Genomic DNA, 11,800 nt, shown 5'->3' on the forward strand with positions numbered 1-11,800 from the left:
CGCAGGCGGGCCGCCGGCTGCTGGAGCAACTGGGGGTCGACGAGGCCCTGTGGCTGGACGTGGTCGGATGCCACCACGACGCGCTGCCTGCCACGCCGTCGCTTGCCGCCCTGGCGCCCAGCGCCCGCCTGGCGCACGTGCTGGCCACCATCGACCGCTATGCCGCCATGATCAGCCCCCGGCGTTCGCGCGCCGGACGCAGCCCGACGGACTCGGTGCGCGCCATCGTCGGCCACGAGGCGCAGACCCGCGACGAAGTCAGCCTGACGCTGGTGCGCACCATCGGCCTGTGCCCGCCCGGCACCTTCGTGCGCCTGGACAACGGCGAGGTGGCGGTGGTCCTGCGCCGCAGCGAGCGCGCCAACCACCCCCTGGTGGCCAGCGTGCTCAGCGCCCGGGGCGAGGCGCTCGCGGTGCCCGAGCTCTACCACACGCTCTACCCCGGGGCGCGCATCCAATCCGCGCTGGCGCGCTCGGCGGTCGGCCTGGAGCTGAACCACCGGGCCATGGTCCGGCTCGGCCTGTACGCCGCGCAGCGCAGCCGTTCTCTGGCGCGCTGACGCGCCCCGGGGCGCGGGCTATTTCTTCTTCGCGCCGATGCGCGACTCCGTGCCGGCCAGCAGCCGGCGCAGGTTGTCCTTGTGGCGCCACACCAGCAAGGCGGACATGGCGGCGATGGCCAGCGCGATCCGCGCATCGCTATACCACGCCATCCCGCCGCCCAGGATGTAGAAGAACGGCGCGAACACGGCTGAGACCAGCGCCGCCAGCGAGGAGTAGCGAAAGAAGAAAGCGATGATCAGCCAGGTCGCGAGCGTCGCCAGGCCCAGCCAGCCGCTGATCCCCAGCAGCACGCCGGCCGCGGTCGCCACGCCCTTGCCGCCTTCGAAGCGAAAGAACACCGGCCACAGGTGGCCCAGGAAGGCCGCCAGCGCCACCAGCGCGACGGTGCCCTCCTCCAGCCCGTACGGCCCGCCGAACCAGCGCACCAGCACCACCGGCAGCCAGCCCTTGAGCGCATCGAACAGCAGCGTGACCCCTGCCGCCGCCTTGTTGCCCGAGCGCAGCACGTTCGTCGCGCCCGGATTCCTGCTGCCATAGGTGCGCGGATCCGACAGTCCCATGGCACGGCTGACGATCACGGCAAAGGAGAGCGAACCCAGCAGGTAGGCGGCCACAGTGGCGGCAAGGGAGAGCACGATGGTCGGCACGGTGTCGGAAAAAGGGGTGGTGCGGGGCGGCGAGGGCCTGCGGAAAAAAGTTGCCGGCTATTGTGCCAGCGCGCACTGCACCGGCCGGGCGCTCAGCAGCTGCACGCACACCTGCGGATCGAGCTGCACCAGGTAGCCGCGCCGCCCGCCGTTGAGCGCGATGCGCGGCAGGGCCAGGATGCTCTCCTCGATGAACACCGGCATCGCCTTGCGCGTGCCGAACGGCGAGGTGCCTCCCACCTGGTAGCCGCTGTGGCGCTGCGCCACCTCGGGCGTGCAGGGCTCGACGCTCTTGGCCCCGATCTGGCGCGCCAGGTTCTTGGTGGACACGGTCCGGTCGCCGTGCATCAGCACGATCAGCGGGCGCGCGTCCTGATCCTGCATCACCAGGGTCTTGACGACCATGTGCTCATCCAGTCCGAGCTGGCGCGCCGATTCCGCAGAGCCGCCGTGCTCGACGTAGTCGTAGGGATGCTCGGTGAAGGGCACCCGGTGCGCGCGCAGCATCTGCGTGGCTGGCGTCTCGCTGACGTGGACGGTCTTGTGTTTCCGGGCCATGGTGCGGTCTGAAGACAATGCTTCTGGGCGGGAACGGGGGTGAGGGCTCATTGCGCCGGGTCGCGCAGCTCCCAGCGAATGGCGTCGATCTGCGCCAGCAGCTCGGGCGCCAGCTGCACGCTCCAGGCATCCAGATTTTCCTCGAGCTGCGCCAGCGAAGTCACACCGATGATCGTGCTGGCCACGCGCCAACTGCGGTAGCAGAACGCCAGCGCCAGTTGCACCGGCGTCAGGCCGTGCTCGCGCGCCAGCCGGTTGTAGCGGCGCGCGGCGGTCAGCGCTTCCGGGCGACCCCAGCGCTGCTTGCGCACCGATGCATAGCGCGCGATGCGACCTTCGGGGGCGCCGGGATCGGTGGGCGCGTGCTGGTCGTATTTGCCCGTGAGCAGGCCGAAGCCCAGCGGCGAATACGCCAGCAGCGACACGCCCAGCCGGTGGCAGCTCTCGTCCATGGCGTTGTCCCAGCTGCGGTTGATCAGGCAGTACGGGTTCTGCACCGAGGCTACGCGCGGCAGGCCGTGGGCGTCGGCCAGGCGCACGAATTCGTGCACGCCCCAGGGCGTCTCGTTGGACAGGCCGATGTGGCGCACCTTGCCGGCGCGCACCAGCTTCGCCAGGGCCTCGAGCTGCTCGTGGATGGAGGTCTGGCTGGTTTCCTTCGCCGGATCGTAGTAGAGCTGGCCAAAGACCGGCGCGTGGCGCTCCGGCCAGTGGATTTGGTAGAGGTCGATCACGTCCGTCCGCAGGCGGCGCAGGCTGCCTTCGCAGGACGCCAGGATGTCGGCCGGGGTCATCCCCTGGCCCTCACGGATCCACGGCATGCCGCGCGACGGCCCCGCCACCTTGCTGGCCAGCACCACGCGCTCGCGCATGCCCGGGCGCGCGGCAAACCAGCGCCCCAGGATGGCTTCGGTCGCGCCGCAGGTCTCCTGGCGCGCCGGCACCGCGTACATCTCCGCGGTGTCAAGAAAATTCACGCCACGCTCGACGGCACGGTCCAGGATGGCATGTGCATCCTGCTCGCTCACCTGCTCGCCGAAGGTCATGGTGCCCAGGCAGATGGGGGTGACGCGCAGATCGCTCTGGCCAAGGGAGATGGGGTTCATGGGACAGGATCCTGACGATGGGGTTGGGCCCGAGTTTACGAAGACCGTCGGCGGCGTGCGGATCGCTCCCTGTCCCAGGCATGACTGGGCACGACCTGCGCAATGCGAATAATCCAGGGCCATGTACCAGCCGCTTCGTACCGCCCACACCGAGACCGTGCGCATCCGCAATCTCGACTACCACGTCCGCACCTGGGGCGACGAGGCTGCCACGCAGCCCCCCCTGGTGCTGCTGCACGGCTGGATGGACGTGGGGGCGTCCTGGCAGTTCGTGGTCGACGCCTTCGGCGAGGCCTTCTTCGGCAGCCGCCGGATCCTTGCCCCCGACTGGCGCGGCTTCGGCCACACCCGGCCCGCCGCGCCCTGCGACCATTACGTGTTCGCCGACTACCTGGCCGACCTGGACCAGCTGCTCGACCACTACGCAGGCGCCGCCCCCGTGGACCTGGTGGGCCACAGCATGGGCGGCAACATCGCCATGTTCTACGCCGGGATCCGCCCGGCGCGCATCCGGCGCCTGGTCAATCTGGAAGGCTTCGGGCTGCCTGCCACCCGGCCGGAGCAGGCGCCCGGGCGCTACGCGCAGTGGATGGACGAGATCCGCCGGCACGAGCGCGGCGAACTCGCCCTGAAGACCTATGGCGACGTCGACGGCGTCGCCCAGCGCCTGAGGAAGACCAACCCCCGCCTGCCCGCCGACAAGGCCGCCTGGCTGGCACGCGAGTGGGCCGCCCTCGGCCCGGACGGCCGCTGGGCCATCCTGGGCGACGACGCCCACAAGATTGTCAACCCCCAGCTCTACCGCGTGGACGAGGCGCTGGCCCTGTACGCGGCCATCGGCGCCCCCGTGCTGTCCGTGCAGTCGGACAGCGACAGCCTGGGACAGTGGTGGAAGGGCAAGTACACGCTGGACGAATACCACCAGCGCCTGGGGCACGTGCGCGACGTGCGCACGGCAGTGGTGCAGGACGCGGGCCACATGCTGCACCACGACCAGCCGCAGGTGGTGGCGCAGCGTATCGAGGATTTCGTGGCCGGCCCCGCCTGACACCTGCCCCGCAGCGCCCCGGAGCCCGTGCGCCGAGCCCCTGGGCCGGGCGCGTCACCGCACCCCATGCGAAAATCGCCGGTTATTTCGCCAGAAACACCTACAGGACGGATGGACCATGGAAGCAGAACGCATCAACCAGATCGGCAACACCCTCGAAGACCTGATCGAGCGCACCCAAGAGTTACGGAGGTATCTTTGACTACGATGCCAAGTACGAACGCTTGCGCACGGTCAACGCCTCGCTCGAAGACCCGAACGTCTGGAACGACCCGAAGAAAGCCCAGGAGCTGGGCAAGGAGAAGAAGTCGCTCGACGCCGTGGTGCTGACGCTGCAGAAGCTCACCACCGAGCTGGCCGACAACTTCGAGCTCTACGAGATGAGCCGCGAGGAAGGCGACGAGGCGGGCCTTGCCACCATCGAGGCCGAGACGGCCAAGCTGCTGCCGCTCATCGAGGATCTGGAATTTCGCCGCATGTTCAGCCGCGAAGCCGATCCGCTCAACTGCTACATCGACATCCAGGCCGGCGCCGGCGGCACCGAGGCCTGCGACTGGGCCGGCATGCTGCTGCGCCAGTACCTGAAGTACGCCGAGCGGAAGGGCTTCAAGGCGACGGTCGACGAGGAAACGCCGGGCGACGTGGCCGGCATCAAGAGTGCCACCATCCATATCGAGGGCGAGTACGCCTACGGCCTGCTGCGCACCGAGACCGGCGTGCACCGCCTGGTGCGCAAGAGTCCCTTCGACTCCTCGGGCGGTCGCCACACCTCGTTCGCCTCGCTGTTCGTGTACCCGGAGATCGACGACTCCATCGAGATCGACATCAACCCGGCCGACGTGCGCACCGACACCTACCGCGCCTCCGGCGCGGGCGGCCAGCACGTGAACAAGACCGACTCGGCCGTGCGCCTGACGCACATTCCCACGGGCATCGTGGTGCAGTGCCAGGACGGGCGCAGCCAGCACAGCAACCGCGACGTGGCCTGGCAGCGCCTGCGCTCCAAGCTCTACGAACTCGAGATGAGCAAGCGCCTGCAGGAGCAGCAGGCCCTGGAGGACACCAAGACCGACGTCGGCTGGGGCCACCAGATCCGCTCCTACGTCCTGGACAACAGCCGCATCAAGGACCTGCGCACCGAGGTCGAGGTCTCCGCCACGCAGAAGGTGCTGGACGGTGACCTGGACGTGTTCATCGAGGCCGCGCTCAAGCAAGGCCTCTGAAATCCCCGTGTCCGCACGGGCTGGAAAGCATTCGCCATGATGATGAGAGAAGGACAAGCCACCGCCATCCACCGCCAGGACTACGCCCCGCCGGCGTACTGGATCGACACGGTGGAGCTCACGTTCGACCTGGACCCGGCCAAGACGCGTGTGCTCAACAAGATGCGCCTGCGCCGCAATCCGCAAGTGCCGGCGCAGGCCCTGCGCCTGGATGGCGAGGAGCTGAACCTGGCGCGCGTGCTGGTCAACGGCGCCGGCACCTCGTTCAAGATGGACGGCGGCCAGCTCGTGCTGGAGAACCTGCCCGAGGGCGACGAGCCCTTCGAGCTGGAGATCTTCACCACCTGCGCGCCCGACAAGAACACCCAGCTCTCTGGCCTGTACGTGAGCGAGGGCACCTTCTTCACGCAGTGCGAGGCCCAGGGCTTTCGGCGCATCACCTACTTCCTTGACCGCCCGGACGTGATGGCCACCTACAGCGTGCTGCTGCGCGCGGACAAGGCGGCCTATCCGGTGCTGCTGAGTAACGGCAACCTGGTGGAATCCGGCGAGCTGGAGGACGGCCGCCACTTCGCGCGCTGGCACGATCCGCACAGAAAGCCCAGCTACCTGTTCGCTCTCGTGGCCGGCAAGCTGGTGGCGCGCGAGCAGAAGATCAAAAGCCGCAGCGGAGCCGAACACCTGCTGCAGGTCTGGGTGCGCGCCGGCGACCTGCACAAGACCGAGCACGCCATGAACTCCCTCATGGCTTCCATCGCCTGGGACGAGGCGCGCTTTGGCCTGCCACTCGACCTGGAACGCTTCATGATCGTCGCCACCAGCGACTTCAACATGGGCGCGATGGAGAACAAGGGCCTGAACATCTTCAACACGAAGTACGTGCTCGCCAGCCCCGCCACCGCCACCGATACCGACTTCGCCCACATCGAATCGGTGGTCGGCCACGAATACTTCCACAACTGGACGGGCAACCGCGTCACCTGCCGCGACTGGTTCCAGCTCAGCCTGAAGGAGGGCCTGACGGTCTTCCGGGACCAGGAATTCTCCATGGACATGGCGGGCAGCCCTTCGGCGCGCGCCGTCAAGCGCATCGAGGACGTGCGCGTGCTGCGCACCGTGCAGTTCCCGGAGGACGCCGGCCCCCAGGCGCATCCGGTGCGCCCCGACAGCTACGTCGAGATCAACAACTTCTACACCGTCACCATCTATGAGAAGGGCGCCGAGGTGGTGCGCATGCAGCACAACCTCGTCGGGCGCGAGGGCTTCGCGCGCGGCATGAAGCTGTACTTCGAGCGCCACGACGGCCAGGCTGTGACCTGCGACGACTTCGCCCAGGCCATGGCCGACGCCAATCCGGACAGCGAACTGGCCCGGCGCCTCGACCAGTTCAAGCGCTGGTATTCGCAGGCCGGCACACCGCGCGTGCGCGCCGAGGGCAGCTACGATGCCCAGAGCCAGATCTACACGCTGACGTTGTCGCAAAGCTGCGCGCCCACACCCGGCCAGCCGGACAAGCAGCCCTTCGTGATTCCCGTGGCGCTTGGGCTGCTCGCGCCCGACGGTCGCGCCCTGCCCCTGCAGCTGGAGGGCGAGCCCGAGGCCGGCGCAACCGAGCGCACCGTGGTGCTCGCCGAGGCGCGCCAGAGCCTGCGCTTCGTCAACGTGCCCGAGCCGCCGGTGCCGTCCCTGCTGCGCGGCTTCAGCGCCCCCGTCCTCCTGGAATGCGACTACAGCGACGAAGACCTGCTGCTCATGCTGGCGCACGACGGCGACGCCTTCAACCGCTGGGAGGCGGGCCAGCGCCTGATGCTGCGCGCTGCCTTGCGCCAGCTGGGCGCCGACGACAGCAAGCCGGCCGGGCCGCTGCTGCCGCCTGCGCTGGTGGAGGCACTGCGTGCGGTACTCAACCACCCACAGCTGGATCCGGCCTTCAAGGACCTGGTGCTGACGGTGCCCTCCGAGACCTACATCGCCGAGCAGCTCGACGAGGTCGATCCCCAGCGCATCCACGCGCTGCGCGAGGCGATGCGCCTGGAACTCGCCACGGCGCTGCGCGGGGATTGGGCGGCTGCCTGGGAAGCCCACCGCGACACCGGCGCCTACCGCCCCGATCCGCTGTCGGCCGGGCGGCGCGCCCTGGCCGGCACGGCGCTGGCAATGCTCTGCCTGGCGGCCTGCCAGGAGGGCGACCCGGTCTGGCCGGGCAAGGCCTACCAGCGTTTCAAGGACGCCGGCAACATGACCGACCGCTTCAATGCCCTATCGGCCCTGGTCGTCTGTGGCCACGAGCTGGCCCAACCCGCGCTCGAACGCTTCCATGCGCTGTTCCGGGGCGACGCGCTCGTCATCGACAAGTGGTTCGCCCTGCAGGCCAGCGCCCCGGACCGGGGCGGCCGCGCCCTGCCGGCCGTGCGCCAGCTCATGCAGCACCCGGACTTCCAGCTGCGCAACCCGAACCGCGCGCGCAGCGTGGTCTTCAGCTACTGCAACGCCAACCCGGGAGGTTTTCACCGCGCCGACGGCGCCGGCTATGCCTTCTGGGCCGAGCAGGTGCTGGCCCTCGATGCCCTGAACCCCCAGGTCGCCGCCCGCCTCGCGCGCTCGCTCGACCGCTGGGCGCGGCTGGCCGAGCCGTATCGCGCTGCCGCGCGCGCGGCCATCGAACGCGTCGCCGGCCACGATGGGTTGTCGAACGACGTGCGCGAGGTCGTCACGCGCGCCCTCGGCGGCCAGTGAGGCACGCACCGACCCGGGCCGCAGAACCCAAAGCAAGCAACCAAGGAGGCTCCTTCATGACCGAACGCATCAGCTTCACCCGCTACCTGGTCGAACAGCAGCGCGTGCACGGCCGTATCCCGCCGCAGCTGCGCCTGCTGCTGGAGGTGGTGGCGCGCGCCTGCAAGCGCATCAGCCTGGCCGTGAACAAGGGCGACCTGGGCGACGTGATGGGCACGGCCAGCACCCAGAACGTGCAGGGCGAGGTGCAAAAGAAGCTGGACATCATCGCCAACGAGACACTGATCGAGGCCAACGAATGGGGCGGCCATCTGGCGGCCATGGCCAGCGAGGAGATGGAGGGCATCTATGTGGTGCCCAACCGCTATCCGCAGGGCGAATACCTGATGCTGTTCGATCCACTCGATGGCTCGTCGAACATCGACGTGAACGTGAGCATCGGCACCATCTTCAGCGTGCTGAAAAAACCCGAGGGCCACCCCGGCGTGCAGGTGGAGGATTTCCTGCAGCCGGGCTCGGCCCAGGTCGCCGCCGGCTACTGCATCTACGGCCCGCAGACTACGCTGGTGCTCACGGTGGGGGACGGCGTCGCCATGTTCACGCTGGACCGCGAGCAGGGCTCCTTCGTGCTCACGCGCGAGAACATCCGCATCCCCGAAGACACCAAAGAGTTCGCCATCAACATGAGCAACATGCGCCACTGGGACGAGCCGGTGCGCCGCTACATCGACGAGTGCCTGGCGGGCGAGACCGGCCCGCGCGGCAAGAATTTCAACATGCGCTGGATCGCCAGCATGGTGGCCGACGTGCATCGCATCCTGATGCGCGGCGGCATCTTCATGTACCCGTGGGACAAGCGCGAACCGAACAAGCCGGGCAAGCTGCGCCTGATGTACGAGGCCAACCCCATGGGCTGGCTGGTCGAGCAGGCCGGCGGCAGCGCCACGAACGGCCGCCAGCGCATCCTGGATGTGCAGCCCACGCAACTGCACGAGCGTGTGAGCGTGATCCTGGGCTCGAAAAACGAGGTCGAGCGCGTGACGAGCTACCATAACGACCCGCAAGGCGGTATATAATCGGAGACTTCGCCGGAGTAGCTCAGTCGGTAGAGCAGCTCATTCGTAATGAGAAGGTCGGGGGTTCGATTCCTCTCTCCGGCACCAGGCACCACAAGGAAACCCCGCTACCAAAACGGTAGCGGGGTTTTTTTGTCTGTGTGGGTCGGCGGGTCGCTTGCGACAGGCAATCGGCCGCTCCTGCCTCGGCGTCCTTTCCTCGCCCCCGCCCCCTGGCCCAATCCCGGCACCGTCCCAGCAGCCTTGCGCCTACAGGGCGCTCGCTGCAGAGGTGGTACGGTACCCTGGTCTTTTCACTTTGCTGTTCAGGAGGACCAAGAATGGATTCGTTGCCCCGGGATTTCGCGAGCGGAGCGCTTTTCAACCCCCAGGCGCCCTGCGTCTCGCTCTACCAGCGCACGCACCGCACCCACCCCGACAACGCCGGTGACCCGATCCAGTTCGGCAACCTGCTCAAGGAGCTGGAAGCCTCGCTGGCGCGCCAGTACTCGGCCCAGGAGATCGAGCCCCTGCTGGCGCCGCTGCGCCGGCTGGCGTCCGACGACCGTTTCTGGCGCTACACCACGGACGGGCTGGTCTGCCTGAGCGCCCCGGGCTTCTTCCGTGCCTACCAGGTGCTGCGCCCCATGCCGAACCTGGCGATCGTCGCCGACAGCTTCCACCTCAAGCCGCTCTTGCGCACCCTGCAGTCGGCCGGCGACTACCAGGTCCTGGAGATCAGCCGCGACAGCGTCTCGCTGTACGAGGGCAACCGCTACGGCCTCAGGCAAGTGGAACTCGCCGACGGCGTGCCGCGTCGGGCCAGCGAGGTGCTGGGCACGGACAATACCAACCTGAGCGATGCGGACGCCGAGAAATTCATGCGTGCCGTGGACCGCGCGCTGCTCGACCACCACACCCACCCGGCACGCAAGGCGCCGGTCATCCTCGCGGCGCTGCCGCAGAACGAGAGCCTGTTTCGCGCCGTGAGCCACAACCCGAACCTGCTGGACGTGGGCATCGGCGCCAGCGCGCAAACGCTCAGCATCGAGCAGCTGCGCGAGCGCGCGTGGGAACTGGTCGAGCCGCTGTACCTGCAGCGCCTGGCCGAGCTGGTGGACCGCTACGGCGCGGCCTCGGGGCGCTCGCAGGCCGACAGCGACCTCGCCTCGATCGTCCAGGGCGCGCGCGAGGGGCGGGTGGAGGCCCTGCTGGTCGAGGCCGAGCGGCGCATTCCGGGGCGCATTGACGCCGCGAGCGGGCGCGTGGAATACGACGAGCTGGCCAATCCCGAGGTGGACGATCTGCTCGACGACGTGGCCGAGCTGGTGCTGCGCAACGGCGGCGAGGTGGTGGTGGTGCCCGCCGAGCGCATGCCCGTGGATTCGGGCCTGGCAGCGATCTACCGCTATTGACTCGACGCGCGGGCGCGGGCGCCGCGGCTTCAATGGACGCCGGCGGCGCTTGCGTGCAGGCAGATCGCTGCGGCCGCGGCCACGTTCAGCGACTCCTCGCCGCCCGGCTGGATGATGCGGATGTGCTGCGCGGCACGCTGCTCCAGCACGGCGGAGACGCCCTGCCCTTCATGGCCCAGCACCCAGGCGCAAGGCCAGGGCAGGCTGGCGCGGTGCAGGTACTCGCCCTGGTGGGAGCTGGTGACCAGCAGCGGAAGCTCCAGTGCCTCCAGCAACGCCGCCTCGTCCAGTCCCTCCACCAATCGCAGCCCGAAATGCGCGCCCATGCCGGCGCGCAGCACCTTGGGCGACCACAGCCCGGCGGTGCCGCGGATGGCGGCCACCTGCGAGAAGCCGAAGGCCGCGGCGCTGCGCAGGATCGAGCCCACGTTGCCCGCATCCTGCAGCCGGTCGAGCACCACCGTCGGCGCGTCGGCGACGAGTTCGACCGCGGCCGGCAGCTCCAGCACGAAGCCCATGTGCGCAGGTGACTCCAGCGCGCTGATGGCGCTCCACAGGGCGTCTGCGACCACGACGTTGCGGGCGGCCGCCTGGCGGTGCGCCGGCTGCGCCCGCTCCCAGCCGGCCTGCGAAAACACCGCCATCGACGGCACCCGGCCGCGCAGCAGCGCCGCGCTGCACAGGTGTTCGCCTTCCACCCACACGCGTCCCTGGCGGCGGTAGGCGGTGCTGTCGTGCGCCAACCGGCGCAGGTCCTTGACCAGCGGGTTGGCGGCCGACTGGATGGACTGCAAGGGGGTGTGGCCGGAATTCATGCGGCGGTGGGTGTGGGCGAGGCGGCCAGGGCGCGCGCCACTGGCGCGAAGGAGCGTCGGTGCTGCGGGCAGGCGCCGTGCAGCGCCAGCGCCTGCAGGTGGGCGGCGGTGCCATAGCCCTTGTGGGTGGCAAAGCCGTACTCGGGGTGGCGCTCGTGGAGTTCGGCGCACCAGCGGTCGCGTGTGACCTTGGCGAGGATCGAGGCGGCGGCGATGGCTGCGACGCGCGCATCGCCGCGCACGATGGCTTCGGCCGGCAGGCGCAGCACCGGCAGGCGGTTGCCATCGACGAGCACACGGCCCGGGCGCAGCCGCAGCCCCTCGACGGCGCGTTGCATGGCAAGCATCGTCGCCTGCAGGATGTTCAGCCGGTCGATTTCCTCGACGCTGGCCTGCGCGATGCTGCAGCACAGCGCCTGCGCGCGGATCTGGTCGTACAGCCGTTCGCGCCGGGCGGCACCCAACGTCTTGGAGTCCGCGAGGCCTTCGATGGGCCGGGCGCCTTCCACAGCCTGGTGGGCGACATCGTCTCGCGCCGGTACGGCGGCTTCGCCCTGATGTGGACCGTGGCCGAGGATGGACAGATCCGCGTGGGGCTGCGCTCGCAGCGCGATTACGACTGCTCCCCGCTGG

10 protein-coding genes, 1 tRNA gene and 1 pseudogene are annotated in these 11,800 nt (G+C 69.2%); 7 read left to right on the forward strand and 5 right to left on the reverse strand.

The features are described from left to right. A pseudogene (locus A612_RS17455) lies at positions 1 to 560 on the forward strand (phosphodiesterase); the annotation flags it as partial. An 18-nt stretch (positions 561 to 578) separates the two neighbouring features. Here A612_RS17455 and plsY read toward each other — a convergent pair. From plsY to A612_RS15275, 3 genes are read right to left on the reverse strand one after another with little or no spacing between them, the layout of a single operon-like run. Continuing rightward, complete coding sequence (plsY, locus tag A612_RS15265) at positions 579 to 1,211, reverse strand: glycerol-3-phosphate 1-O-acyltransferase PlsY (protein ID WP_019375307.1); 633 nt, start codon at positions 1,209 to 1,211, stop codon at positions 579 to 581. 57 nt (positions 1,212 to 1,268) lie between these two features. Further along, positions 1,269 to 1,769 carry a Cys-tRNA(Pro) deacylase gene (gene ybaK / locus A612_RS15270; protein ID WP_019375308.1) on the reverse strand — a complete coding sequence of 167 codons (501 nt, stop codon included), beginning with the start codon at positions 1,767 to 1,769 and terminating at the stop codon, positions 1,269 to 1,271. Between the two features lie 47 nt (positions 1,770 to 1,816). Continuing rightward, the gene (locus tag A612_RS15275; RefSeq protein ID WP_019375309.1) at positions 1,817 to 2,875 is read right to left on the reverse strand and encodes an aldo/keto reductase; all 1,059 of its coding nucleotides are present in this window, start codon (positions 2,873 to 2,875) and stop codon (positions 1,817 to 1,819) included. A 121-nt stretch (positions 2,876 to 2,996) separates the two neighbouring features. On the opposite strand from A612_RS15275, the gene A612_RS15280 reads away from it, so the two are divergent. The 6 genes from A612_RS15280 (at position 2,997) to A612_RS15305 (ending at position 10,352) form a co-directional block, all read left to right on the forward strand. Further along, on the forward strand, positions 2,997 to 3,923 hold the full coding sequence (locus A612_RS15280; protein ID WP_019375310.1) for an alpha/beta fold hydrolase: 927 nt from the start codon (positions 2,997 to 2,999) through the stop codon (positions 3,921 to 3,923). Between the two features lie 118 nt (positions 3,924 to 4,041). Then, positions 4,042 to 5,146, forward strand: a protein-coding gene (gene prfB, locus A612_RS15285) for a peptide chain release factor 2 (protein WP_110012255.1) whose coding sequence is annotated in 2 segments (ribosomal slippage) — positions 4,042 to 4,122 and positions 4,124 to 5,146 — 1,104 coding nt in all. Because the reading frame shifts where the segments join, the coding sequence is not laid out codon by codon here. A 39-nt stretch (positions 5,147 to 5,185) separates the two neighbouring features. Then, positions 5,186 to 7,882 carry an aminopeptidase N gene (gene pepN, locus A612_RS15290; protein ID WP_420891036.1) on the forward strand — a complete coding sequence of 899 codons (2,697 nt, stop codon included), beginning with the start codon at positions 5,186 to 5,188 and terminating at the stop codon, positions 7,880 to 7,882. Positions 7,883 to 7,938: 56 nt separating this feature from the next. Continuing rightward, positions 7,939 to 8,958 carry a class 1 fructose-bisphosphatase gene (locus A612_RS15295; RefSeq protein ID WP_019375313.1) on the forward strand — a complete coding sequence of 340 codons (1,020 nt, stop codon included), beginning with the start codon at positions 7,939 to 7,941 and terminating at the stop codon, positions 8,956 to 8,958. An 11-nt stretch (positions 8,959 to 8,969) separates the two neighbouring features. After that, positions 8,970 to 9,045 (forward strand) — tRNA-Thr (locus A612_RS15300). A 233-nt stretch (positions 9,046 to 9,278) separates the two neighbouring features. Next, on the forward strand, positions 9,279 to 10,352 hold the full coding sequence (locus A612_RS15305; protein ID WP_019375314.1) for a baeRF3 domain-containing protein: 1,074 nt from the start codon (positions 9,279 to 9,281) through the stop codon (positions 10,350 to 10,352). A 29-nt stretch (positions 10,353 to 10,381) separates the two neighbouring features. Here the strand turns inward: A612_RS15305 and A612_RS15310 are convergent, their stop codons facing one another. Next, a complete protein-coding gene (locus A612_RS15310; RefSeq protein ID WP_040437172.1) occupies positions 10,382 to 11,167 on the reverse strand; it encodes a TrmH family RNA methyltransferase in 786 nt (261 codons plus the stop codon). Beyond that, positions 11,164 to 11,781: a ribonuclease HII gene (locus tag A612_RS15315; protein WP_081501209.1), complete on the reverse strand. Its 618-nt coding sequence runs from the start codon at positions 11,779 to 11,781 to the stop codon at positions 11,164 to 11,166. The genes A612_RS15310 and A612_RS15315 overlap by 4 nt, the downstream gene beginning before the upstream one ends. Positions 11,782 to 11,800 lie beyond the last annotated feature (19 nt).

This window comes from Melaminivora alkalimesophila (genome assembly GCF_000282995.1).
GTDB lineage: Bacteria > Pseudomonadota > Gammaproteobacteria > Burkholderiales > Burkholderiaceae_C > Melaminivora > Melaminivora alkalimesophila.